At 36.7% G+C, this 25777-nt stretch carries 30 protein-coding genes, 1 tRNA gene and 1 other annotated feature; of the genes, 2 read left to right on the top strand and 29 right to left on the bottom strand.

Features of this window, described 5'->3' with window-relative positions; all coding sequences use genetic code 11:
- Positions 1-5: 5 nt before the first annotated feature.
- The 14 genes from BN52_RS00275 to BN52_RS00210 all read right to left on the bottom strand — a co-directional run bounded on the left by BN52_RS00275 (position 6) and on the right by BN52_RS00210 (position 9806).
- Positions 6-818 (bottom strand): TlyA family RNA methyltransferase, encoded by an 813-nt coding sequence (locus BN52_RS00275; RefSeq protein ID WP_008472005.1) that lies wholly within the window; start codon positions 816-818, stop codon positions 6-8.
- Positions 818-1687 (bottom strand): polyprenyl synthetase family protein, encoded by an 870-nt coding sequence (locus BN52_RS00270; protein ID WP_008472004.1) that lies wholly within the window; start codon positions 1685-1687, stop codon positions 818-820. The genes BN52_RS00275 and BN52_RS00270 overlap by 1 nt, the downstream gene beginning before the upstream one ends.
- A 1-nt stretch (position 1688) precedes the next feature.
- Positions 1689-1931, bottom strand: a complete 243-nt coding sequence (locus BN52_RS00265; protein WP_008472003.1) for an exodeoxyribonuclease VII small subunit — start codon at positions 1929-1931, stop codon at positions 1689-1691.
- A 1-nt stretch (position 1932) separates the two neighbouring features.
- A complete protein-coding gene (xseA, locus tag BN52_RS00260) occupies positions 1933-3279 on the bottom strand; it encodes an exodeoxyribonuclease VII large subunit (protein WP_008472001.1) in 1347 nt (448 codons plus the stop codon).
- Positions 3266-4120, bottom strand: a complete 855-nt coding sequence (locus BN52_RS00255; RefSeq protein WP_040473257.1) for a bifunctional 5,10-methylenetetrahydrofolate dehydrogenase/5,10-methenyltetrahydrofolate cyclohydrolase — start codon at positions 4118-4120, stop codon at positions 3266-3268. Before BN52_RS00255 ends, xseA begins: the two co-directional genes overlap by 14 nt.
- A 55-nt stretch (positions 4121-4175) precedes the next feature.
- Positions 4176-4574, bottom strand: coding sequence for a transcription antitermination factor NusB (gene nusB / locus BN52_RS00250; protein WP_040473260.1), 399 nt, complete (start codon positions 4572-4574; stop codon positions 4176-4178).
- A gap of 2 nt (positions 4575-4576) precedes the next feature.
- On the bottom strand, positions 4577-5008 hold the full coding sequence (locus BN52_RS00245; protein ID WP_008471998.1) for an Asp23/Gls24 family envelope stress response protein: 432 nt from the start codon (positions 5006-5008) through the stop codon (positions 4577-4579).
- 20 nt (positions 5009-5028) lie between these two features.
- Positions 5029-5598, bottom strand: coding sequence for an elongation factor P (gene efp / locus BN52_RS00240; protein ID WP_008471997.1), 570 nt, complete (start codon positions 5596-5598; stop codon positions 5029-5031).
- 53 nt (positions 5599-5651) lie between these two features.
- Entirely contained in the window at positions 5652-6761 is a 1110-nt protein-coding gene (locus tag BN52_RS00235) for a M24 family metallopeptidase (protein ID WP_008471996.1), read from the bottom strand.
- Positions 6762-6877: 116 nt separating this feature from the next.
- Positions 6878-7168, bottom strand: coding sequence for a 50S ribosomal protein L27 (gene rpmA / locus BN52_RS00230; RefSeq protein WP_008471994.1), 291 nt, complete (start codon positions 7166-7168; stop codon positions 6878-6880).
- Between the two features lie 18 nt (positions 7169-7186).
- Positions 7187-7498, bottom strand: coding sequence for a 50S ribosomal protein L21 (gene rplU / locus BN52_RS00225; protein WP_008471992.1), 312 nt, complete (start codon positions 7496-7498; stop codon positions 7187-7189).
- Between the two features lie 15 nt (positions 7499-7513).
- Positions 7514-7593, bottom strand: a sequence feature (ribosomal protein L21 leader region).
- A gap of 74 nt (positions 7594-7667) precedes the next feature.
- Entirely contained in the window at positions 7668-8987 is a 1320-nt protein-coding gene (locus tag BN52_RS00220; RefSeq protein WP_008471991.1) for a DUF2325 domain-containing protein, read from the bottom strand.
- 27 nt (positions 8988-9014) lie between these two features.
- Positions 9015-9605, bottom strand: a complete 591-nt coding sequence (locus BN52_RS00215) for an ECF transporter S component (RefSeq protein ID WP_008471990.1) — start codon at positions 9603-9605, stop codon at positions 9015-9017.
- 127 nt (positions 9606-9732) lie between these two features.
- Positions 9733-9806, bottom strand: a tRNA-Arg gene (locus BN52_RS00210).
- Positions 9807-10005: 199 nt separating this feature from the next.
- Here BN52_RS00210 and BN52_RS00205 point away from each other — a divergent pair.
- Both BN52_RS00205 and BN52_RS00200 read left to right on the top strand, forming a co-directional pair.
- Entirely contained in the window at positions 10006-10362 is a 357-nt protein-coding gene (locus tag BN52_RS00205; RefSeq protein ID WP_008471989.1) for an arsenate reductase family protein, read from the top strand.
- 12 nt (positions 10363-10374) lie between these two features.
- Positions 10375-12756, top strand: a complete 2382-nt coding sequence (locus tag BN52_RS00200) for a Xaa-Pro dipeptidyl-peptidase (protein WP_008471988.1) — start codon at positions 10375-10377, stop codon at positions 12754-12756.
- Between the two features lie 45 nt (positions 12757-12801).
- Here BN52_RS00200 and BN52_RS00195 read toward each other — a convergent pair whose 3' ends face one another.
- The 15 genes from BN52_RS00195 to BN52_RS00125 all read right to left on the bottom strand — a co-directional run bounded on the left by BN52_RS00195 (position 12802) and on the right by BN52_RS00125 (position 25739).
- On the bottom strand, positions 12802-13200 hold the full coding sequence (locus BN52_RS00195) for an OsmC family protein (RefSeq protein WP_008471987.1): 399 nt from the start codon (positions 13198-13200) through the stop codon (positions 12802-12804).
- A gap of 9 nt (positions 13201-13209) precedes the next feature.
- On the bottom strand, positions 13210-14478 hold the full coding sequence (locus BN52_RS00190) for a sensor histidine kinase (protein ID WP_008471986.1): 1269 nt from the start codon (positions 14476-14478) through the stop codon (positions 13210-13212).
- Positions 14479-14492: 14 nt separating this feature from the next.
- Positions 14493-15158, bottom strand: coding sequence for a response regulator transcription factor (locus BN52_RS00185; protein ID WP_008471984.1), 666 nt, complete (start codon positions 15156-15158; stop codon positions 14493-14495).
- 1 nt (position 15159) lies between these two features.
- Entirely contained in the window at positions 15160-15771 is a 612-nt protein-coding gene (locus tag BN52_RS00180; protein WP_008471983.1) for a GTP pyrophosphokinase, read from the bottom strand.
- Between the two features lie 89 nt (positions 15772-15860).
- Positions 15861-17036: an MFS transporter gene (locus tag BN52_RS00175; protein ID WP_040473256.1), complete on the bottom strand. Its 1176-nt coding sequence runs from the start codon at positions 17034-17036 to the stop codon at positions 15861-15863.
- A gap of 108 nt (positions 17037-17144) precedes the next feature.
- Positions 17145-17606 carry a hypothetical protein gene (locus tag BN52_RS00170; RefSeq protein ID WP_008471981.1) on the bottom strand — a complete coding sequence of 154 codons (462 nt, stop codon included), beginning with the start codon at positions 17604-17606 and terminating at the stop codon, positions 17145-17147.
- Between the two features lie 121 nt (positions 17607-17727).
- On the bottom strand, positions 17728-19065 hold the full coding sequence (glnA, locus tag BN52_RS00165; protein ID WP_008471980.1) for a type I glutamate--ammonia ligase: 1338 nt from the start codon (positions 19063-19065) through the stop codon (positions 17728-17730).
- A gap of 156 nt (positions 19066-19221) precedes the next feature.
- The gene (locus tag BN52_RS00160; RefSeq protein WP_008471979.1) at positions 19222-20469 is read right to left on the bottom strand and encodes a methionine gamma-lyase family protein; all 1248 of its coding nucleotides are present in this window, start codon (positions 20467-20469) and stop codon (positions 19222-19224) included.
- The gene (gene miaA, locus BN52_RS00155; protein ID WP_008471978.1) at positions 20462-21382 is read right to left on the bottom strand and encodes a tRNA (adenosine(37)-N6)-dimethylallyltransferase MiaA; all 921 of its coding nucleotides are present in this window, start codon (positions 21380-21382) and stop codon (positions 20462-20464) included. The genes BN52_RS00160 and miaA overlap by 8 nt, the downstream gene beginning before the upstream one ends.
- A gap of 69 nt (positions 21383-21451) precedes the next feature.
- Positions 21452-21853 carry a rhodanese-like domain-containing protein gene (locus tag BN52_RS00150; RefSeq protein WP_008471977.1) on the bottom strand — a complete coding sequence of 134 codons (402 nt, stop codon included), beginning with the start codon at positions 21851-21853 and terminating at the stop codon, positions 21452-21454.
- 56 nt (positions 21854-21909) lie between these two features.
- Positions 21910-22125: a YqgQ family protein gene (locus BN52_RS00145; RefSeq protein WP_008471976.1), complete on the bottom strand. Its 216-nt coding sequence runs from the start codon at positions 22123-22125 to the stop codon at positions 21910-21912.
- A complete protein-coding gene (locus BN52_RS00140; protein ID WP_008471975.1) occupies positions 22125-22817 on the bottom strand; it encodes a rhomboid family intramembrane serine protease in 693 nt (230 codons plus the stop codon). Before BN52_RS00140 ends, BN52_RS00145 begins: the two co-directional genes overlap by 1 nt.
- Before the next feature lie 14 nt (positions 22818-22831).
- Positions 22832-23395, bottom strand: a complete 564-nt coding sequence (locus tag BN52_RS00135) for a 5-formyltetrahydrofolate cyclo-ligase (RefSeq protein ID WP_008471974.1) — start codon at positions 23393-23395, stop codon at positions 22832-22834.
- Between the two features lie 53 nt (positions 23396-23448).
- Complete coding sequence (gene rpmG / locus BN52_RS00130) at positions 23449-23598, bottom strand: 50S ribosomal protein L33 (protein WP_008471973.1); 150 nt, start codon at positions 23596-23598, stop codon at positions 23449-23451.
- 71 nt (positions 23599-23669) lie between these two features.
- Positions 23670-25739, bottom strand: coding sequence for a peptidoglycan D,D-transpeptidase FtsI family protein (locus BN52_RS00125; protein WP_008471971.1), 2070 nt, complete (start codon positions 25737-25739; stop codon positions 23670-23672).
- Between the last annotated feature and the right edge of the window lie 38 nt (positions 25740-25777).

Below are 25777 nucleotides of genomic sequence, written 5' to 3'. Positions count from 1 at the left end.
ATCACCTATAATCCAGCAACTGCTCTAGCTACTACCTCTGATGCTGATTCACTTAGCAATAACTGTCCTCCGTTAGTTTCGTCTTTTTGTAAATGAACCAAAAATTCAATATTCCCCTTACCACCTTTTATTGGTGAATAATCAAGCCCTATAACATTGAAGCCGATCTTTCTAGCTTCTGCAATTGTATGCTCAATCACCGCAACATGAACTTGATGATCATGAACGATTCCATTTTTTCCTAAGTTTTCTGGTCCTGCTTCAAATTGTGGCTTGATTAAACAAACAGCATCACAACCATTTTTCAGAATTTGGAGCATTGGTGGCATAATCAAATCTAAAGAAATAAAAGAAACATCAGTCATCGCAAAATCTGGCATCCCCTGATCAAAGTCCTCAGGTTTGCTATAACGAAAATTCTGCTTTTCCATTACTACAACTCTTGGATCATCTCGAAGCTGCCAAGCTAGTTGGTTATACCCTACATCTAAGGCATAAACCATCTTTGCACCATTTTGTAGAGCTACATCAGTAAATCCACCTGTAGATGCCCCAATGTCTAAACAGATTTTATCTGTTAAATCAATGTCAAAAACTTTAAGTGCTTTTTCTAACTTAAATCCTCCGCGAGAGACATATTTTTTTCCATCATCTTTAACATAAAATTTCTCATCTACTGGGAATTTTGTTCCACTCTTATCGATACGCTGATGATTATGGTCAGAAACCAATCCTGCCATAATTGCTCTTTGAGCTTGCGTTCTTGAATTGAATAGCCCTTGCTGAGCTAATAAAACATCTGCTCTTTCTTTTGCCATTACATTACCTTTTGATATAAAGCTAAAAATCCATTTAGAAGATCACCATTGACATTAGTTAGATCTCTTTGTGCACGATCGATTAAAGCTTGCAATTCAGCTCTACTCTTATCAATTCCAAGTTGGGTAAGTGTATTATTCTTGCCAACAGCTTCATCTTTATGAGTTGCTTTTCCGGCTTCTTCACTTGTCTGAACTACATCTACTAAGTCATCATAAATTTGATATGCCCGGCCAAATGCTCTTGCAAAGTCAATCAAGTCAGTTTGAATAGTATCACTGGCATCGGCATATGTCGTAGCTAATTTAACACAAGCTTCAATCAGACATCCAGTTTTCAACCATTCCATCTGGTCGATCAATTTAACATCATCTGCAACTTGATCATTGTTTGTAGAATCAATATCGAGATATTGCCCACCAACCATACCATTAGCTCCTACAGCAGCGGTAATTATTGTAGCTAAGCGGTAATCTTGACTTCCTTCTGCAATCCATTGTACCCCTAATGGTAAAAGTGCATCTCCTGCTAAAATAGCTTCAGCCTCACCCCATTTTTTGTGGCTAGTAAGACGTCCTCGACGATAATCATCATTATCCATTGCTGGAAGATCATCGTGAATCAATGAATAAGTGTGAATCAATTCTATTCCACAAGCAATTCTTAATTCTCGTGAGTCGATAGGCCGATCAAGTGTGGCTAAGGTAGCCAAAAACAGTAATGGACGCAATCTTTTTCCCCCTGCCACCACAGAGTACAACATAATTTCTCTAAATTTTGGATTTTCAACTTCATCAGTTAGATGTTGAGTCAAGTAATCATTAATTATTGGTGTCCATTTTTTCTGAAAACTAGTAAAATCTAACATTTTATTCCTCCGGTGCTGAAGCATCATTTGGATCTAATGGATGTTCAGTTCCATCACTGTCAATTAACTTAGCAACTGTTTCCTCAGCTTGAGTAAGCTTTTGATCCAATTGTCGACTTAACTTAACGCCATCTTGAAATTGTTTTAAAGCATCATCTAATGGGACATTTCCGTTTTCAAGATTAGTAACAATTTTTTGTAATTCAACTAATTGTTCTTCAAAATTATTCTTTTTTGCTGACATGTTACTTCTTCCTTACTTCTTTAACTTCAACTTGAACTTGGCCATCACTTAGGTGGACAGTTAATTTATCTCGAGGATAAATTTTTTCAACTGAACTAATCGTACTACCCGCTTGATCGGTAACAAAACTATATCCACGGTCTAAGGTTTTTAATGGACTATAATCATCTAACTGCTGAACTAATTTTCCAAAATCAGCACGCTTATTTTTGACTACATTTCTAATGTTAGCTTTTAATTGCGCATCATAAAAAGTCCGTTCTTTTTGTAAATCAGCTATTTTTTTAGCTGGTGTATTAGAATTCAGTTTTTGAGCTAACAGTCTGTACTCTTGTCTAGCTGCAAACAACCGTCCTTTAGTTGCAGTATATAACCGTTGTTTCAGCAAATCTACAGTTTGAATATGTTGATCATAAAGTCTGGTAGGTTCACGCAAAACAATCGAATTATTTATTCTCGTCAACGCTTCTCGTCTTGTCCTAATAATTCCCTGCATGCTTGCCAATAAACGACTTTGTAATTGATGAATATTACTTAATTCATCTGCCAAATTTGGTGTGGCATACTCCGCCGCAGCCGTCGGAGTCGCCGCTCTTGCATCTGCAACTAAATCACACAAGGTAGTATCAGTTTCATGACCTACGGATGAAATAACTGGTATCTTCATATCATAAACCTGACGTACAACTTTTTCTTCGTTAAATGGCCACAGGTCTTCCAACGATCCACCACCACGTCCGATAATCATCACATCATAGTCGTCTTCATGGCTGGCAATTTGTTGCATTGCTTTGACCAAACTATCAGCAGCATTTTCACCCTGAACTTGTGCTGGAAACAGATCTATTTCGGCATGAGGGAATCGTCGATTGGCTGTTACCATAATATCATGAATCACAGCTCCAGAGGCACTGGTTACAACTGCAATCCGATCTGGAAAATGAGGTAATGGCTTCTTATGCTCTGGTGCAAAGAGTCCTTCTTTACTTAACTTTTCTTGTAATTGTCTTAGTTGTTCATACAAAGCTCCCAGCCCAGCTGGCTCCATTGACTCTGCATAAAATTGATAACTCCCCTGCGGACCATAAACACTGACGTATCCCGTCAGATAAACCTTCATTCCTTCTTCTGGCTTAAACTTAACTTTGTCAAAGTAAGTACGGAACATTACAACATTAATTTTTGATTTTTCATCTTTGAGTGAAAAATATTGATGCGAATTACGTCGAAACCTAAAGTTAGATAATTCACCTTGTAAAAAGACTTTGTGCAGATATGGATCATTTTTAAACTTTTGCGTGATATAAAAATTTAAGTCCGTTACAGATAAGTATTTATCCTCTGTCATTTTTATGCCTCATCGCTAATTTAACCACTTGTTCCATTAGTGACTCAACAGTTAATGGACCAACACCACCTGGAACTGGCGTAATCCAAGCTGCCTTTTTACTTACTTCATCAAAATCTACATCGCCGATCAAATGTTTATCAACTCGATTAATTCCTACATCAATTACGATTGCACCCTCCTTAACCATATCTGCAGTAATCAATTTAGGGTGTCCCACTGCTGCTACCACTATATCTGCATTTTTAGTGTGTTCAGCTAAATTTTTAGTTCTTGAATGTAAAATTGAAACACTGGCATTTCTTTCTAACAATAGAGCAGCTAAAGGCTTTCCTACGATATTGCTACGACCTACGATTACAGCATTCAAGCCTGTTAGGTCGATGTCATAATAATCTAGCAAAGTGATAATTCCTGACGCTGTTGCCGGTTCAACAAAATGATTACCAATCCATAATCTACCTGTATTGGCAGGAGTCAAGCAATCAACATCTTTTTCAGGATCAATCGTTGCCATTAAATGGTCAACATCAATGTGATCTGGAGCTGGTAGTTGCACCATAACTCCAGTTATTTCTGGATCAGCATTTAATTTTTCAATTAAAGCAATTACTTCCGCTTCGGTAGTTTCAGCTGGAAGTTGATATGTTTCTTCTATAATCCCTAATTTCTTAGCTCGACGTGCTTTCGTAGCAACATAGACCTTACTAGCAGGATCAGCACCAATATTAATTACACAAAAATGTGGCGTTTTACCTTCACTAACCAACTTTTCAACTGTATGTTTTAATTCTTCACTTTTAATTTGTGCTACTTTTTTGCCATCAAGTATTTTTCCCATCAATCTCAATCCTCGCTGTAGTAAAAAAGTCGGCAGTTTACCTGCCGACTTTCAATTATTCATTAACAAAGTTCGCCAAAATTCCATTCACAAATGGTTTTGCCTTAGGATCAGCAAACTCATCACATAAATTTAAAGCTTCATTTACAGCTGCTTTCGGCTGAATCTCTTCTCTATATTTAATTTCATATAAAGCAACTTCAAGAATTGCAACAACGATTGCATTGATTCTTGATAAACGCCATCCAGCCTTTAAGTGATCAGTAATATCAGCTTCTAACTCATCCCGATGTTCAATAATTCCTGCAATTAAAGCTTGAGAGTAAGCAGAAAGTTCTTTCAAATTGAGTACGGACATTGTCTTAGCCTCTACTTCACTCGCTGACAATTCTTTGGCTTGATTAGCTGAAAAAATTGCTTGCATGGCTATTCTACGACTATCGTGTTGATTCATTCTCACTCTTGCCCATCCTCCGGAAATAACTCAGTTGTCACTTTCTCAGCTTGTTCTTGTTCATCTTTAAAAATCAAGCCGACAACATGAATATTAATTGCTTTTAACTCTAAATCCGTCATTTGTACAAGTTGAGTCTTAAGAACTTTTTGTAATTTCAAAGCAACGGATGGTACGTTTAAACCAGCTTGAACATAAACATATACATCTGCAATCAATTTTTGCTCTTGATCGATGCTAATGTTGACACCTTTGCCACGATCGCTTAAGCCTAAAATTTGTTTAATACCAGAGGTAAGATTGCCTCTCATACCAACAACGCCATCTACTTTTTCAGCGGCAATGCCCAAAATAACTTCAAGGACACTGGGATCGATTTTTATTTGTTCGCCATTTTCCTCGCCAATTAAGAGAATTTTTGAACTATCTGCCATTTTGTTACCTCAACTCTAGATTACTTGTTAGCACGTGATACGTAAGTACCATCGCTCGTATTAATAGTCAATACGTCGCCTTCATTGATAAAGAATGGTACTGTTACAACCAAACCAGTTTCCATAGTTGCTGGCTTACCACCACCAGAAGAAGTATCACCCTTAATATTTGGTTCAGTCTTAGCAACTGCTAAATCAACAGTATTTGGTAATTGAATACCAAGTGTTTCACCTTCATGGGTAATTACAGAAACATTCATGTTTTCCTTCAAATACTTACTTTCTTCTTCAACTTGTTCAGTTGGAATTGCTAATTGATCGTAAGTATTAGTATCCATGAAGACATAGCTTGAACCATCATTGTAAAGGTATTGCATTGACTTAGTTTGGATATCTGCAGTTTCAACTTTAGCAGTTGAACGGAAAGTATATTCTTGAACTGCACCTGTTCTTAAACTCTTAAGCTTAGAACGTACGAAGGCACTTCCTTTACCTGGCTTTACGTGTTGGAATTCAACAATTCGCCATAAATCATTATTGTATTCAATGGTTAATCCATTCTTGAATTCGTTAACTGAAATCATTGTCATAGTTGTTCCCTCATTTCTACATTACATATGTTACCAATTTGGAGCAATTTTGGCTATAGTGAAAGCAGTTCATCTTTTGGCAAAGTTGATAAAACTTCTGGCTGATCGTTATTTATCAAAACATCATCTTCTATTCTAACTCCGCCCTTTCCTGGTAAATATATTCCTGGTTCAACTGTATGCACCATCTTATTTACTAAGGCTTGTTTTCTAAAAGGCAATGCCGGTTGACATAATTCATGTATTTCTAAACCTATACCATGACCAATTCCATGACCAAAATATTGTCCATATCCCTGTTCATTAATGTAATCTCTAGCAGCTCGATCGACATCAGCTCCAGTATTTCCAACTTTGGCTGCTGCAATTCCTCGTCTCTGAGCCTCATGAACAATGTCATAGATTTTCTTTAATTCTTGATCAACTTCACCAAGTGCGACCGTTCTAGTAATATCAGCGGCATAACCGTTATAGAAACTACCAAAATCGATTACAATTAATTCGCCTAAGCGAAGTTTTTTATCGCTAGCAACACCGTGAGCCCATGCCGATCTTTCACCAGAGGCAATGATCGTTTCAAAAGATGGGCCGTCACCTCCGTTTACCTTAAACAGATAATCTAGCTTAGCTCCAATTGCTCGTTCGCTTTCACCAGGCTTTATCATTGGTAAAATTCCATTAAAGCTTTCCATCGAAATTGCGATAGCTTTTCTTAAGGCGGCAATCTCAAGATCATCTTTAATATTTCTTACTCGTTCGACTAACTCTTCACACATTATTAAATCTGAATTTGGATTTAATTCTTGCAAATGTTGAAAATCAATCGCAGAGACAAATTCACCTTCTACCAAAACACGCTTGGCCGGTATTTGCTGCAATACCTTGCTAATTTCCCGATAATTATGATCATGTTTCATTATGACCGTCATTTCACCAGGTGCTTGAGCTTTGATCTGATCAGCAAAACGGGAATCCGACAACAAATAGCGATCCCCATCTTTGGTCAAAATCAATTCTGCTTCTTCACCTGTAAAATTTGTTAAATATCGATAATTAGCTTGATTATAGATAATCATTGCATCAGCATCTTGTTGTTTGATAAGCGCTGTCACTGCATTAATTCTTCGATTTAAAAGCGTCAAAAGTTCTTGCTGTTGTTCCATATTAATATTCCTCAAAATCAACTTTTTAATCTATTATACAGAACAATCTGTATTAGGTAAAAAATATTCAACCATTAAAAAAGCGAGGCAATTCTGCCTCGCAAATTATCTTTCGATTATTTAGCTTCGTCAGCTGGAATAACTGAAACTTGCTTCTTGAATTTACCAAGACGTTCAAACTTAACAACACCATTTACTAATGCAAATAAAGTATCGTCTCCACCTCTACCAACATTCTTACCTGGGTGGATCTTAGTTCCACGTTGACGGTAGATGATTGAACCTGCATGGATAGTTTGACCATCAGCAGCCTTTGAGCCTAAACGACGACCAGCTGAGTTACGACCGTTGGCAGTAGAACCACCACCCTTGTGGTGGGCAAATAATTTCAAACCAAAAATATTCATACTATTTCACCTCTAAAATTAAGCTTCAATCTTTTCAACAGTAACCTTAGTGTAAGGTTGACGGTGACCATATTTTGAATGTGAGTGCTTCTTAGGCTTGTACTTGAAAGTTACAACTTTCTTTTCCTTACCTTGCTTTTCAACCTTAGCAGTTACCTTAGCACCTTCAACTAATGGGGTACCAACCTTAACATCCTTGCCATCTGCAACAAGAACAACTTCATCAAAAGTTACTTCGTTACCTGCTTCAACATCAAGCTTTTCAACGAAAATAGCATCGCCTTCAGCAACCTTGTATTGCTTACCACCGGTCTTAATAATTGCGTACATTTGTACACCTCCGAAAAAAATACTTAGACTCGCCAAACGAGGTGTCTTCTACCTCAAAGAACTTGTTACCTCGTACTGTGCGGTTGCAGATGTGGAGGTCTCCACAAATACAACTACTATATTCTACAACCTTGAACAATTTTTCGCAATGAAAAAACCTAAAGTTTTTTTATGACTGATCTTGAACTTCATACTTGATGGTTTGAGTTCCTTCATATGCCGGCAAGCCATTAGCTGCTCGATATAGCGCACGTTCAAATGATTGATAACCCTTGCTTGAACTGACAGCAAACTTTACACCATATTTGCTAGCAAATTCGCGAATATTCCAAGTGGCGTCATGAGCTGCAAAGGCAGTTACAAGAATTACTAGATCCAGTTCTTTTATTTGCCGTTCCATAGCCTTTTTCTTGCCATCAAAAGCATTAATTGGAATGGGAATACCATTATAGCGTTGAACAATGCCTTCGAGCATCTGTTCATTCTGATTATCTCCAACCGCTATTCCTACACGTTGATAGTGTAAATCTAAATCAAGCTTTGTGAGGTTTTGTTCACTTTCAGTTTTTTCTTTAGTCTTTTTCTTAACACCAGCTCTCTTTTCGGCTTCAGTTTGATATATCCACCGAATTTGCACAGCATCAGCTGGATTTTTCTTGAGCCTAACGTCACCTGTATACCAAGCGAGATCGACTATTGAACCATCTTCTAGATGAATATTTTCGCCTTGATAATAGCTGCTATCAACTGGAATGACTACATTCTTACCTCTGATCTTAAGTTTCTGGCCATTAATATTACGCGTGATTGCTAATTGACCTGCTTTTCCCTGCACAACAGCATATTTAAAATCTTCGATTTGATCATAGTCTCGCGTACGCAGTTTACGATAACCTACAACACGAAGAATCTCCGCTTCATAATTTGGATTTTGCTTATCCTCAAGTGCTTCAACAATGTCCCCACTCTTTAAATTTAATGGATGCACTTGTGATTCTTTTACTGTATAGACAACTTCGCCATTATCATTGATTAATTCTGCACCTGAGACTAACCGGATGACAGTATATCTTCTCCCTTTGCGATAGTCCTTGATCGCTTGCTTCTTTGGCGTAACTGCATCCCTAAAAATTTTAGAATTAATAGCTTCTTTTGTCGTAATCGACTTATTAATAGCAAGTTCTAGCTTGCTGAGCTGTTTCCCATAATTTTTAGCAACACCCTTAACAAAAGTCAATTTGTGAATATTACTAATTGCTTTGTCTTTTGCTACCTCATCTCCAGGTACTTGCAATAATCGAGTTAACTCGTCTAAAAGATTTCTAACCAACTCCACTTCTTCATCATCAGTTGAAACTGGCGTTTGACCGTCTTCATTGCCCTTCATTTGTAACACTGTTTTGATAGCTGCTAAGCCGTTTTTTAAGCTTTTCTCATCGCCAGCTGTGTTCTGTAAAATTCGTTTTAAGTTATTACGATAATCGAACACTCTTTACACCCCCCTTTTTTTATAAGATCACATTTTTTGCATTAATTTAGTTAGCGGTTTTAAAACTATTGGAGTTAAGACCCCTGTAAAAATCATTTCAATAATGCCATTGGTTCCTAAAGCAATTAACAACATTATAATCAATGGCTGGTTGTTGGTCATTCCAAGAGTACTAATCAATTTTGTTGAATTCTGTAAATAAAACAGATCTGTTAACAAAATCACTAACAGCGTGTTAGCTAGAGATGCACTAAGTCCAGCAATAAAAAAAGATATCATCCCTGACTTTTTCTTACTAATAATTCCTGGCAAAAAACCTGCTGCCATCCTTGGGATCAGTGCAATAAAAGGATTTTGAAACAACATGATTGTGATTAAGTCGCTTGGAGCCGCATAAGCCATAATCAATCTAGTTATTCCCCAAAATAGTCCAAAAAAAGCCCCTGCTTTTGGACCCATTAACGACGCGTAAACAGCTATGGTCAATGGAACCGTAGTGATTGCCGGTAACCCAGGCAAAATATGAATGTAGCCAATCAAAGGGACAAATGTTTGAAGAAGTAAGATCGCTGTAAAAATAGCTGTCACTGCCAACTCTTGGGTTTCTTCTTTTCGCATAAATTCAACCTTTTTTCTAAAATACCAGTAAATACTAGCAAATATTGCACTAAGCTTCAATAATTGTGCATCACTGTAAAACAAAAAGGTTTTACGCTCCATAAAACGTAAAACCTTTCGTCTATTATGATCCGGGTGAGATTCGAACTCACGACCCACAGTTTAGAAGACTGTTGCTCTATCCAGCTGAGCTACCAGACCAACCTGTTTGTCCTTAACAGAACATAGACTATTATACGGAATTAAATTTCAAAATTCAAGGGTAAATTTTATAATTTTTTGCTTTCTAGATAATTAACTCAAGTTTTGGTTTTTCCTTATATTATTAGTATATTTTATATAAAAAATATCACTTTGCGATATACTTAGATTAATAACTTTGCGAAAGGAGCTATTTATTATGATTAAATTTTACGGATATAAGCGCTGTTCAACTTCTCGTAAAGCTGAGAAATGGCTTCAAGATCATAACGTAAAGTATGATTTTCAAGATTTAGTTGAACAACCTCCAAAAAAAGAAGATCTAGTTGATTGGATGACTGCACACCAAGATCGAGGTCTGCGTTATTTCTTTAATACTAGTGGTCAAAACTATCGTAAAGCCCATCTAAAAGACAAGGTAGCTGATATGACAATTGATGAGGCTGCAGAATTAATGTCACATGATGGTAAGCTAATTAAGCGACCTTTGATAGTTGATGGCGACAAGCTTACATGTGGTTTTAAAGAAGACGTTTATCAAGAAAACTGGTTATAATGGAGATTTTGTATGAAATATAATCAATATGCATACGTAACTACCCCGCTCGAAAAAGAAATTAATGAATTGCAAGCAATTGACTTTTTGCCAAGCAATTATTCCAACTACTCATTAACTGAATTATTTGGTTTATTAGTTAAGCAAACTATCGCCGAAGCAAAAACTGCTGAAAGCAAAACTGCCAAGATGATAGAATTTGCAGTTTCTGAAACTACTGTTTTGGCTGATTATCTAAAAGAAAGTCACGACAGTATTAATCCTAAAGCTTTCTATAATGTAGCCCTTCAGTTGCTCGGATACCATGTTGAATATGATTATCAACTTAGTGATCCCCTTGCTTTTATGAAAAAGCAGGCGCTTCCTTATAAAGAAGAAATTGGCTCTATTAATGAACTAATTGATGCTTTTTATCGACTTTTGAATACCCGTAGCAAAAATGGGCAATTATTGATTGACGTTATGGCTGGAAAGGGCTATTTCGTGCCCTTCTGGGGTAAAAAGCAATTCCTATTTTTCAACGGAAAGGCTCTTCCTGTTTTCGATACCAGCAAAGTCATCAGAGAAGTTGTCTACGTTGAAAGTGATCTTGACACCGATGAAGATGGAAAAAGCGATCTGATTCAAGTAACTATTTTTCGACCAGCAGGATCGTCTAAAGAATTACCAGTACCTGCACTATATACAGCAAGCCCATACTTTGGCGGAATTATTGATAATGTTAAACGCAATCACAGCGTTGACGAGAACTTATCTGATGCTACTCTTTGGTCAAATCCTCAATATCAAGCAGCACCTATCGTTTCCGCTAACCAGCCTAGAGATTCAGATGCTCCTGCCAGTGAAGAGGCCGTTCATAAAGGATCATATCCATTAAACGAATATCTTTTAGCTCGTGGATTTGCTAGTGTCTTTGCTGGAGGCATTGGTACTCGCGGTAGTGATGGCTTAAGAATCACTGGTGCTCCTGAAGAAACTGAATCTGCAAAGGAAGTTATCGAATGGCTACATGGTGATCGGATCGCCTATACTGATCGTTCTCGCACCCAAGAAACTAAAGCTTCTTGGTGCAACGGTAACATTGGGATGACCGGACGTTCATACTTAGGGACGCTTCAAATTGCCGTTGCAACTACTGGAGTTGCTGGTCTTAAGACTGTAGTTTCCGAAGCAGCAATCTCTTCATGGTACGACTATTATCGTGAACATGGTCTAGTTATTGCACCTGAAGCCTGTCAAGGTGAAGACCTTGATCTACTAGCTGAAACCTGTCAATCAAATCTCTGGGATGCAGGCTCTGCTATCAAAGTCAAGCCAAAATATGAAGCAATGCAAAAACGCTTGCTTGAAAAATCGGATCGTATAACCGGACAATATTCAGACTTTTGGGAAGCAAGAAACTATCGTCATCATACAGATGGAATTAAATGCTCTTGGATCAGCGTTCATGGACTAAACGATTGGAACGTTAAACCAAAAAACGTTTATAAGGTATGGCAAAAAGTAAAGCAATTACCAATCAAACATCATTTATTCCTACATCAAGGTCCACATTATAACATGAACAACCTAGTTTCAATCGACTTCACTGATTTAATGAATTTGTGGTTTGTACATGAACTGCTTGAAGTTGATAACCATGCTGAAAAGCAGTGGCCAACAGTAATGATTCAAGACAATCTTCAGGCAGATAAATGGCATGAGGAAAACGATTGGGCTGATGAAATCGGGCAAAAAGTGACCTACTATCCAACTGATGAACTTGATCTCCAAAAAGATGGTAACGGAAAAGCTAAACTTTCCTTCGTTGATCATGGTGGACAAGATTTCAAAGCTGCCAAGATTTCTGAAAGCGATTGGCAATATAAGTTTATCTGTGGCGATGAAAAATGGGCTAAGCCTAGTCTTCGATTTACAACGGAAGAATATATTCATCCTGTAACCATTGTCGGTCGACCAGAAATCAAGCTTCGCGTTGCTGGTTCATTACCGAAGGGTCAAATATCCGTTGCATTGGTAGAAATTGCCGATCGAAAACGACTTACTGCCACTCCAAAATTCTTAATGCGCGGTGGTCAAGAACTCGGATATCGCTTTGGAACTGATACTTTACAAGAGTTTGTCCCAGACAAGCTAACCCATGCTAAATTGATTACTAAAGGGCATATGAATTTACAAAACTATCAAGATATGAAAAAGCCAAGTAAGATCAAGGCTGATCAATTCGTTGATCTTGATTTCAAGCTCCAACCAACATATTATCAAATGCCTGTTGGTAGCAAGTTAGCGTTAATCGTCTACTCAACTGATCAAGGTATGACTAAACGTCCTTTGGAAGACGAAACTTATACTATTGATTTAGCTAACACAGAATTACATTTTTATCAAAAATAAGCATAAAAAAGCCATGGCCTCCATAAAAGAAAAGTCATGGCTTTTTTAATATTCAATTTTAATTGGGAAAGCTTCTTTTAAGCTTTGGTAAACGGTTGAGACCCATAATACATGTTCAATGAACTTTTTCTTGCGCATTTGATCAAGATCAGAGTCAAAACTTATTTTTAGGGTCATTTCTTTGATCTTAGACTGACTATGTGGTAATTTTTCCGTTTCAGCAGCCGTTTCAATCTTAAAATTAGTTACATTTAAACGATGTCCCTTAATAATCATCGCTGCAGATATACCAATACATGAATTTACTGATCCACATAAATATTCTACCGGACTAGGACCAGCATCTTGTGTTGCGTTATCACTTATAAATTCGTGCGCTCTAACTTGCGTGATTTGTTGCCATTCTTCTTTGCCAATTAGTGTTTTTATCTGATAAGTCGCCATCTTTTGCCCCTATTTACTTAATTGAAAAACTACATTAAAACTAATTCGATCTTGATTATACGTCACATTGATTTTCCCTTTAAACGCATTAACCACTTGCTTGGCCATCGATAAACCAATGCCAAATCCTTCGGTAGCATTATTGTGAGACTCATCCTCACGATAAAATCGCTCAAAGAAGTTACGATAATCTTGATTTTTACCTTCACGATAAGTATTGCTTACTCTTAAAACAGCTGTTCGATTCAATTTACCTGCACTAAGTTTAACGGCAATTAACCCCTCAGGATCACAATATTTTTGGGCATTATCCAACAAGATATTGACAATTTCCGCTAAGCTCTTGGCTTCAGCTTTAATAAATAATCCTTCCTGAATATTAATTTGATAATTAAAGCCTTTACTTTTTATTACTGGTGCGAAGCTTTTACTACTATCTTGAACAATTTTTGAAAAATCAACCTTGCTTAAAGCTAAATCACCAGTTTCTTCCATTCTAGCTAAAGAGATGAGTCGATTAACTAGCTCAGTTAGACGAGCAACTTGTTCTTTAGTACTTTCAGTCCATTCAGACTCATTGCCCATCATCTCTTGCATTTCAGTATTTGCAGAAATAATCGCTAATGGGGTCTTCAATTCATGACCAGCATTCGTTATGAACTGTTTTTGTTTATTATATACTTTGACAATTGGCCGTATTGCATGCTTAGATACAATTATCAAAATGATGGCAAAAAATATCAAAGCCATCAAGCCAAGTATCATGGCTAATTTTAATAAAGAACGCGCTTGTTGAAATATCAGAGTGACATTCAAAAATGCTACAATTTCCTGGCCTTGATCATTAATGCCTTTTCTAAAAAGATAATCATTATTAGAAATTACCACTTCACCATCATTTTCTTTTTGAGCCAATACTTTTTTTGCAACCTGATTTATTTCTTTAGAACTAACTTTATATGGTTTCTGGTTATTGACTAACGTGAGCCGACTTTGATCGCTTACAACTGAAAAATAGCGATACTGATAAATCTGTTCCGGATTAAAATGATGGGCACCGATACTTTGATCCAAAAAATTCTGTTGCTTGAATTCGCCTCTTGCATTATTAGGAGTCATCACACCGTTGTTGGTAATTAATACTGTTAATACTCGATTAGCTTCATCACCAGCTCTTTTAAAATTTACAGCAATCAGGCTACCGATCGAAATAGTTAGTACTAAAAAAAGTGAAAAGATTGAAATTGCAATAAATCGCCAGCGAAATTTTTGAATCATTATGTCGCCTCGCTTTACTTAGTCAAAACAAACTCTCCGTTTTTTTCACCTATTATTTTTACCTTGCTACCAATTGATGTCATTTTTTGACGCAAATAAGAAATGTAGATCCATACTAATTCACTATCTGCTAATGGATCATCTTTCCATACATGATCAAGAATTTCTTGATTAGAAATGGCTTTTTCACTATTCAAAATCAAATAAGATAATAGATCGACTTCTTTGCTAGCCAATCGAATCGAATTATGTGCAACTAATTCTTGTTGGTCTGTATTAAGGTGTAGATCACTATAATCCATCTCTGTGACTTGGTATTCAGCATCGCGGCGTTCTCGTGAGCGTAAACGGGCAATTAATTCCTTTAAAGAAAACGGCTTAGTCAAATAGTCATCCGCACCAGATTCCAAACCTATAACTCGATCATCGATTTCTGCTTTTGCCGTTAACATCATTACGTAGGTCTTATCGCCATTGGCTCTAATTTGTTTTAAAACCTCAATACCGTCTAATACCGGCATCATGATATCTAAAATAATAACATCATAAGGATTACTTTTAGCAGCGGAAATTGCTTGTTCGCCGTCAAAAACTGTATCTACCTGATATCCAACACTTTCAAGGGCAACCTTGACCACCCGATTAAGTTGAGGCTCATCCTCAGCAAGTAAGATCCTCATTTTAATTTTCCTCTCTAATTAATTGTCGAATAGTCTGTAAGCTTATATCACAAGAAGCTAACTCATCTGCTACTCGCTTCAATTCTTGGCTAATTAATTCTGGATTTTTGATATCATGTTTATATTTCATTTCGTGTTCCAGACTTGCCCAAGTATCCATTGCAATCGTTCGCAATTGGATTTCTACAAAATAGTGTCCTGGTTGATTACCGTCTACATCAACTTCTGGAACTGTCATATCTAAGATCATGTGATAAGATCGATAGCCATTTTTCTTGGCATTAGTTATGTAGTCTTTCTTGGTCACTACAGTAATATCTGGCATTGTTTCCAGCAAATCAATGCAAGTATAAATATCATCAATGAAATTACATACAATCCGAATACCAATACTATCACGATTAATTCTCAAAGCCGAATTAACGTTGACTGGTAGATTTTTTCTTTGACATTTTTCAACCATACTAGCATTGGTCTTTATTCTACCATTCAAATGTTCAAACAGATTTTGTCCATTTCTAGCTTGATAATCAGAATTTAAATTTTCCAATCTTGTCAATAATTCATTTAAAATTCGTTCTAATGTCGGTTCATATTTTCCATATATACTCAAAAAATCACTCCCATATCTACTTAAAAACTATGCCATGATAATTTGAATAAAGTGTGAACTTAGTACAAAAAAAGTTTAATGAATAGCTATCAGTGATGATCAATTGCATGATTTAAGCGCTTGCAATAAAGCGAATAGACTAGAAAAGCAAGCGGTAACAAAAGTAATTCTACGGGATAGAAGTATTTTATTGGTAATAAGCTGTCAATAAACCCACTAATAATTGGGCCAAAAGACATGGCGATATCAAGTCCTAAGTAAAAAGTTGCACTGGCAAGTCCTTGTTGATCAGCAGGAGCTAATAACAGTGCAGTTGATTGTAAAACCGAATATATTACACCATAACCGATAGCCATACCTGCTGCCGCTAAACCCATTTCTAGGTTATTATCCATCACAGCTAATAAAATGATATAAATACCAGTTGCCATCCAACTAATCCAGAACCAACGTCCAAATGCCACTGTGTCAAAGAGATTCTTAAGCAAGATTCGAATTACTAATAAAACAACTGCATAGATTAAAAAGTATGCTCCTGTAGCGACACTAACATGTTTTTGTTCAACATAAGTGACAATATCTGCTTGCGTAACGAAATATGGTAAAGCAAAAAGCGTAGTAAGAAGAGCCACTGGCAGTACTTTAACTTGAATAATTTGAAAATGTTCAGATGTTTTTGCTTTGCTCTTCTGGATAACCTTTCCACGATTACCAACAAATTGAATAACCGAAATCATTAATAAAGCAGCTACAGCCGAAAATATTAAGGCTGGTCGGTAACCAATTTTTTGATATAAATTAATCGAGATGGCAGGAGCAAGCGCCATAGCTAAGGCATTCATCAATCCATAAAAACCCATTGCCTTTCCTACGTGAGCCCTAGGCACAAGCAAAGCTAACCACGTAGTCATGCATACCGTACATAAAACATAACCAATCCCATTAATTAAACGAAACAGTAACAGCCACCCACTTGATGGAGCTAATACATAACCAACTACACCAACAAAAATTAATATTCCCCCAATAAACGATAGCTGATATTTGGAAAATCGATCTGTTAAATTTCCTGCGACTGGTCTTAATATCATAGAAGCCACACTCATGATTCCTACAATTAAACCGGCAAAACTGCTGTTGGCACCCAGATTTTTCGCATAGCCATTGATCAACGGATTGATAAACATGGTACTAAACATAAAAAAGAAGGAGGCTGCCATTACCAAGATAACATCTTTACTATAGGTTGATTTGTTCTTCAAAATATTACTTCCTTTACTTTCATCATTAATTTTACACCTTTGAAAACTAGAGAAGCCTCATATTTTTCAAAAAATAAAAAGATGCATGGAATTTTGCATCTTTTAAATTCATTATTTACCTTGTTCGATCAATTGATTAAATGCTTCATTAGTCTCAACAATCAAACCCATCATTGTATTGATCCAATCATTCAGCTTATCTTCATCATAAGAAGCCAAACCATCATCTTCCTTTGCAATATCAGCAACACCATCATTATACGTTTTAAGCTCAATGAGCAACTTTTCAGCAAAGGTTCTAGTTAAGCCACCAAAATTAGCAGCAAATTTTTGGGTATCGCCATAATCTTTAACAATATCGCTAAATACATCAATGCTGCTCATAAAAGTAGCCCTTAAATTATCTAAATCTTCTTGAGTTGGGATCGTCAGCTCAGCTTCGTCATCACTTAACTGTTGATCTAAGCGAACCCCTAAATCATTAAGAACTAGGTGTTGGTCATATAACCGATTTAACAATTTGATTCCACTTGGATTAACAGCTTCAAAAGTTACATTTACATCTTCTGTCATTTTTAGTCCTCACGTTTTTTCTTCTATTTTAACAAGATTATTCTATAAAGAAAACAAAAGACTGCTAAAACAGCCAATCACCGTTTAGCAGTCTTTGATTAATTTCGTTTAGCTTAATAGCTTAATAACCCATGTAACGATCTCTTTCCCAGTCAGAAACCGATTGAGTATATTGAGACCATTCTAAGTTCTTTGAATCAATAAAGCTTTGGGTCAAGTGTTCACCTAATGCGTGTTGCAATAATTCATCTTGCTTAAAGGCCTTAATAGCATTGTGCAAAGTTGATGGTAAAGGCTTGATGCCACGTTCAGCTCTTTCTTCTTCAGTCATTTCAAATACGTTAGAAGTGATTGGAGCCATTGGCTTCTTGCCTTCCTTAATACCTTGAAGACCAGCAGTCAAACATGCAGCCAATAACAAGTATGGGTTAGCAGTTGGATCTGCTGAACGCATTTCCAAACGAGTATTAATTTCTTCAGCAGATGGAATTCTTACCATTGGTGAACGGTTCTTCGAAGCCCATGAAATATAAACCGGAGCTTCAAAACCTGGGATTAATCTCTTATATGAGTTAACAGTTGGATTACCAATTGCAGTAATAGCACGTGCATGTTCCAAAATACCATTTAAGAAGAACAATGCAGTATCTGATAAGTGATATTCGTTGTTAGCATCATAGAAAGCATTCTTGCCATCTTTAAATAATGACATATTAGTATGCATCCCATTACCGGCTTGTCCTTCAACTGGTTTTGCCATAAAAGTAGCAAATAAGCCATGCTTTCTAGCGATTTCACGAACAACCATCTTGAAAGTTTGAACACGATCGGCAGTAGTCAAAGCATCATCAAAACGGAAGTCGATTTCTTGTTGACCATCACCTACTTCATGGTGAGCAGCTTCGACTTCAAAACCAATGCTTTCCAAGGTTTCAACAATATCACGACGGCATCTTGCACCTTCATCATCTGACGTCATATCAAAGTATGATGCATGATCTGGAACATTAGTAGTCCAGTTACCTTCACTACTCAACTTAAATAAATGGAATTCTGCTTCAAAGCCGATTTCAAAGTCTGAATATCCCATTTCTTTCATTTCACGTAAAACGCGCTTTAAATTGTTACGAGGATCGCCCTCAAATGGTGTGCCATCAGTATTATGAACTGAGCAAACTAACCGTCCAATTTTTCCACCACGTTCATCAGACCAAGGCAAAACTGCCCAAGTTGAAAAGTCTGGATACAATACCATGTCGCTTTCTTCCAAGCGAACAAAGCCATCGATTGAGGAGCCATCAAATCTGATATCATTGGTCAATACTTTATCTAATTGACTCTTAGGTACTTCAACAGCCTTTGAAGTTCCGTTAATATCAGTAAATGATAATCTCAAAAAGCGAACGTCGTTTTCTTCAACGCTCTTTCTAATTTCATCTGCAGTAACTGTTTTACTCATAATTCTCCACCCGAATTAAAACATTAATATAACAATTGGTATAGTCCTTTAAACAATAGATATTCTTTAAAGAACTGTAAATACAATAGCAGATAAGCCTTAAAATGTCAAAGCGGTATAGTAATGTTTTGACAACTTTAGTAATTCTTAATAATTTTAATTTTTGAAGAAAGTATCTTCAACTGCATTAATTACTGCCAACTTATCATGAGCATACGTTAATCCACCTTGCATGTAGACTGCGTATGGCGGTCTAATTGGTCCATCAGCTGAAAATTCGATTGTCGAACCTGATACAAATGTACCTGCAGCCATGATAACCTTATCTTCGTATCCTGGCATGTGGTAAGCTTCAGGTTTTACAAAAGAATCAATTGGCGAATTCTTTTGTACTTCACGGATGAATTTTTGCATCTTGGCTGGATCATTAAAGATAATCGTTTCAATGACATCACTACGAGCCTCATTCCACTTAGGAGAAACGTTTAGTCCCATCTTTTCAAATAAAGCTGCAGCAAAAACCATCCCTTTTTCTGCCATTCCAGTTACATTAGGCGACAAGAAGAAACCTTGATAGAAATCACGAAGATTCCCCAGAGTCGCCCCCTCTTCAGTACATCCAGGAGCAGTCAAAGCAATCTTGGCATTTTCAATCAGTTCATGTTTACCAACGATATATCCACCTGTTTTAGCAATACCGCCTCCAGCATTCTTGATTAAGGAACCAGCCATAAAATCAGCCCCAAATTCGGTTGGCTCATGCTTTTCTGAGAATTCGCCATAACAATTATCGATAAAGATCAAACTATCAGGACTAACCTTCTTCACAAAAGCAATCATTTCTCTTATTTGTTCAACCGTAAAAGTCTTTCTTGTTGAATATCCTCTAGAACGTTGAATTGCTACTATCTTGGGCTGATCACGTTTTAAAATCAATTCAGCTTGGTCATAATCGATTAATCCAGTGTCTGTTAAAGGAACATACGAAAATTTAACTCCACGTTCTAACAGAGTGCCTCGCTTATTTGGCGCCAGTCCGATCACTTGCTGAAGAGTGTCATAAGGCATCCCTGTTAAGTAAGTCAAAGTATCGCCTGCATTTAAATTTCCATTTAAGCCAGTATATAAGGTATGGGTTCCTGAAACAAATTGCGGTCTCACCACAGCAGCTTCAGTTTTAAAAACTCGAGCATAGATCCGATCCAATTTATCTCTTCCCATATCATCATCGCCATAGCCTGTAGCGCCCGTTAAATCAGCTTCAGCTACTTGTTCATCTTGAAAAGCTTTGAGCACTTTACCTTGGTTATATAAAATTTGTTCATCGATTTCACTTATTTTAGGAGCAATCAGCTTATCAACCTCAGCAACTAATTTTTGCAATTCATCAGATATTTCAAACATTTAACCATTCCTCCACAGTTTTTTGAATTTTTTCGGCACAATTAGGATCATCAAGTGGATCAAACCATTTTACTGGTAACTTATTACGGAAATAAGTTAATTGGCGCTTAGCATATCTTCTTGAAGCCGTCTTTAATGCTTTTACGCACTCATCTAAAGAATTTTTACCTTCGAAATATGGAAAAAATTCTTTATAACCGATTGCCTGCAAAACTTGATATTCCCGATCGCGATTTTCATAGACATATTTTGCTTCTTCAAGCAGACCTAATTGCATCATCTTATCAACTCGCAAATTGATCCGTTCGTAAATTTTTTGGCGATCAGAATTCAACCCAATCAATAGATAATCATATCTTGGCTGAATCGTTTCTTGTTGTTCAGAAAATTTTTGTCCGGTTCGATCAATCACTGTTAGTGCGCGCATTGCTCTTCTGGAGTCTGAACGCGCAATTTTATGTGCTGCCTCGCTGTCTCTTTTTTCAAGCTCTAACCACAATGCTTCAGTTCCATGTTCTTCCAAAAATTTTTCCCAAACCGGCTCAACGCTAGTCTCTTGTTTATCCTTTTCACCAAGTTGCATATCGTTCAATAAGGCATTTACGTAAAAACCGGTACCACCTACTAAAAATGGTAGCTTACGATCACTACTTACCGAATCAATTGCTTCCATCGCCTGATCAACAAAATTTTTTACAGAAAATTCTTCGAAAATCGATTGATTATCAACTAGATAGTGTTTTACTTGTGCTTGTTCTTCAGGCGTAGCTTTAGCAGTGCCAATTGCCACTTCACGATATATTTGCATTGAGTCGCCTGAAATAATCTCAGCATTTAATTTTTGGGCTAGTTTTATTGCTAAGTCGGTTTTCCCAATAGCAGTAGGCCCAATTAAGGCTAAAACTTTCTGCATGTAATTCTTCTTCCTCACTTATCAATTCCAACAATACAAAAAAGCAGACACTGCTGCCTGCTTCTAAAATTAATATTTTGAGGCCTTTGTTCGACCATCCCACCGGTCAAATCCATCTTTAAGCCACTTAATATTCGCAAATCCTTTTTTCTTCAAAACTCTTGCTGCTCTCAAGGTAATAGTTTGCGAATCTGAGTACAAATATACTGGCAAATCCGAACGCAATTCACCAAATTGATACTTAAGCATTGAGTATGGCAAGTTGCGAGCACCATCAATATGCTTGCGTTTAAAAGCTTCTTTTTCACGCAAGTCAATAATCTGAGCTTTACGCATGCCAGTCTTAAAATCATCATTTGACAATTCGCCACCAATTGACTTGGCTTGAATCTTATTCCAACCCCAAACTGCTGCAAAAGCTAAAATAATTGCTAATAAGATTGCATCAACAATAATAAGGAAAGTGTTCATATTCCAACTAATACCCTTCTAAAAACCTATAGTATTTATAATAACCCTAAATTTGATTAGATACTATGCTTTTTTTCGTCTTTTTCTTCGATTTCATGTTCTCGTTGCAAAATCAATTTGGCAACTAAATAATCTTTTTGTTCAATTAAACCTGCTTTATAAATATTGTCCAATTCAATTGCCATAAGTTCAATATCCCAAATTCTTTTACCAACGTGAACCAAAATTCCATATTTTTTCAGCAATTGCTGTACATCATACAGTGTTTTCATTAGAAACTGATAACCATTCCTTGTCTAATTGTTGCTACTGCGTAGATTATCAAAATTACTCCAGAAATTATGCGAACCTTGGCACTAAATTTATTAGTAGCACGATTGCCCAAAATAATGGTCAACATGGCACCAGTGAACAAGCCACCAAGATGTCCTTGCAAATCAATATTTGGAATAAATAAATCTAAGCCAATATTGATTAAGGCCAATACAAAAGCTTGTCGACTAATATAGCTAATAAGACTATTGCTGCCCTCTACGCTGGTGGCATTTCTGACTCCAACAGCAATAAGAGCGCCAAATAATCCAAATAGTGCCGTTGAAGCTCCTGCGCTAATACTTCTATCATCTCCTAGAGCAAAACTCAACAAATTCCCGCCAATACCTGAAATCAAGTAAACTGCCAAAAATCGTATATGTCCCAGCAATGGTTCTAAAAACATTCCTAGATAATAAATCATTACTGCATTAGAAACCAGGTGCATAATTCCAATATGCAAAAATTGAGCAGTAAATAATCGCCACCATTGACCTGCAGCCGCAACCGTATAATTATTCATGGCCCCTAATCGAATTAAAGTAGCAGTATTTTCTGAACCTCCAAGAAAGATTTCAACTATAAATACTGCCAACAATAAAAGCAAAAGGCTCATTGTTACGATAATATCCTTGCGATATAGTTTATTCATTTATTCTACTTTCTTTATAAGTAATAAAAATCTTCCGGAGTAATTATCGTTTGTACCGGAATATCTGTCCTTTCAACTGCCCATTCTGTATTTTGATAAAACATTTGGCTATTCGCTAACGTAACCGTTTTGATACCTAAATGTCGGGCTAAAAAGCGATCATAGAAGCCTCCACCAAATCCTAAGCGATCATTTTTACTAGAATAAGCTAACCCAGGAACGATAATTAAATCAAGTTGATTATTAATCCTTGTTTTAGCAGACATTACTTCGCCAACGCCAAACCTCGAAAAGCCAAGGTCAGATCTATCAGAAAACAATTTAAAATCCATTGATTTATCCTGATTAGCAGTAGGCAAATAGACCTCTTTTTCCATGAGCCAAAGCTGTTGAATCAAGGGCCATGTATTCACTTCGAATTCCAAAGACCAAGTCAAACCTACAGTTTCTGCATTGATTAACTCTTCCCAACCCAATATCCGTTCCAAAAGTTGCTCATCTTCATGTTCTTTTTGGGCAGTAGTTGCAAATACTTTTAAATTAGCTAATTGTCGTTGTCTAAATATTTTTTTATCCATAAAAACCGACCATAACAAAAAATAGCAGGAACGAACCTGCTATTTTAGTTTGATTACTTAGTTTCACGATGAAGTGTTACGTGTCTTTCAACTGGGCAATACTTCTTCAAAGTTAAACGTTCCGGATGCTTACGCTTGTTCTTCTTAGATAAGTAACTTCTGTCTCCACATTCGGTGCATTCCAAAATGATGTTATCTGCCATTTTCTTCACCACCTACAAATTTATTCTGACTGTATTAGAATAGCATTTTTATTTCAATTTGACCAGTACTTTTACTTATATAATTTCGAATAATCTTGAACCATCTCTCTAGCGACCTGTAAAGTATAGCTTCCTTCTAAGTCTGGATCCAATCCAGGGAAAACAACTGCAATCGCTAATTTAGGATTTTGTGAAGGAGCATAACCAACAAAAGTTGCATTGATCAATTCCCTTGGATGTTTGTTATACGGATGATCAGGATCATAGTAGAATGTCTGAGCAGTACCCGTTTTACCAGAAATAGATGGTTTAACATCTTTTAATTTATGAGCCGTTCCCCAACCATTAGTACCATGAACAACGCGATAAAATCCTTGACGAATTACATTTAATTCATCACTAGTCCAAGGAATTTGCTGTTGAACGTTTGGCTTTTTATTGTAATCAATATAAATTTTCTTGCCATCCTGACTTGTTTTACCTACCGATTGAACAATATAAGGTTGTAGACGATACCCGCCATTAGCAATGGTTGATACGTATTGAACTAATTGAATTGGAGTATAGGCATCAAAGTTTCCATAGGCCAAGTCCAATAATGAACCTGATCTAATTCTTCCCTGCGCGTCAAAGGCACTACCAGCAATTCCTGATACCTCTCCTGGTAGATCAACTCCTGTACGTTGCCCTAATCCAAACATGCTAAAATTGCGACGGATTGTTTCGAAAGCATTATTTGGCATCCAAATATATTCCTTAGGCACATATTTAGCATGTACCCAACGTAAGGCCAATTGCATCATATAAATGTTACTTGAAACTTCAAGGGCAGTTGGAGCATCTAGCGAGCTAAAAGTACCAATCGGATAGACTGATTTTTTAACTGCTGATCCAGGTAAATAAATTGCAGTATCAGGTAAAGTATTATTGGTTAGACTAATGACATGATTCATCAATCCTCCAGCTACCGTTGCACCTTTAACAGCTGACCCCATAACAAAGGACTGATTGATTACTCCCAAAGCATTATCAACGGTCTTATTGGTCTTAGGATTATGACTAACCCCAGCTACGGCCAGCAAAGCTCCCGTTTGCGGATTCATAGCAATCGCATAAGCACCGTTGGAATAACTTGCAGCTCCACTTGATAATGCAGAATTAAAGACGCTCTTTAAAGTCGATTGAACTTTCTTTTGATATTTAGCATCAATTGTTAACATCAAACTAGCTCCGGCCTGTCCCTTATAAACTGTTTTGGTTTGTTGGATATCACCGTTTGACTTGGTTATGACTTCGCTGGTTGACTTACTTCCCTTAAGCAAAGCCTCATACTCTTTTTCAAGGTAGGAAGTTCCAACACGATCATTTCTAGAATATCCTTGCACCAAGTAGTATTCAAGATCGTCACTCGGCAATCCAGATTTTTCAGTTGAAACTGATCCGATAATACTTTGAATTGAAGAGCCATTAGGATATGAACGTTCCCAATCAGTACCAATACCAACACCAGGAAGTTCCGATAAATGCTCCCCTACTTGAGCTAATTCTTTATCAGTCAAATTTTTATTCTTTACATAAATCGTTGATAAAGTGTAGGCTCCTGAAATCTTATTAAAAATAATCGCTGCAGTTTTTTCCTTAGCGGTATATTTAATATGTTCCCGCTTAACTTCTGCAATCAACTTTTGCTGATCTTGTCGATCGTTTTTTGGTAATTTAGCTTGAATTTTAGTAGTATTATCTTGATTAGCTAAATAATATTCCGCTAGCATTTCATCGGTTGGCTTTTCATCGGTAATACTGATGTAATTGCTCAATGCTGTCGAAATATTATAAATTTGCAGACTTGAAGTTGAAGCACCTTTAGTGTAAGTAATAGCATTATTAGCTTTATTACCAACCAAAACTCGTCCCCGAGAGTCGTACATCACGCCTCGAGGAACCTGACTTGAAACAACTGTTGAATCAGTTTTTTCAACTTCAGCTTTGAATTTTGAACCATAGCTCAACTGTAGATATGCTAGTTGTCCTATTAAAAGTGAAAATAGTACCAGAATAACACCAAGAATAATCTTCATTCTAATCGGCGTCGAACTCTTCTTGTTAGATCCTGTACCATTGTTTTTTCTAAAATAATCCACGTATATCGCCCTTCATTAAAACTGCAATCATTTTAACA

The sequence above is a fragment of the Lactobacillus gigeriorum DSM 23908 = CRBIP 24.85 genome (assembly GCF_000296855.1).
Classification (GTDB): domain Bacteria; phylum Bacillota; class Bacilli; order Lactobacillales; family Lactobacillaceae; genus Lactobacillus; species Lactobacillus gigeriorum.
Note: the sequence above shows the minus strand (reverse complement) of the source record. Positions and strands in the feature narration are given on the sequence as shown.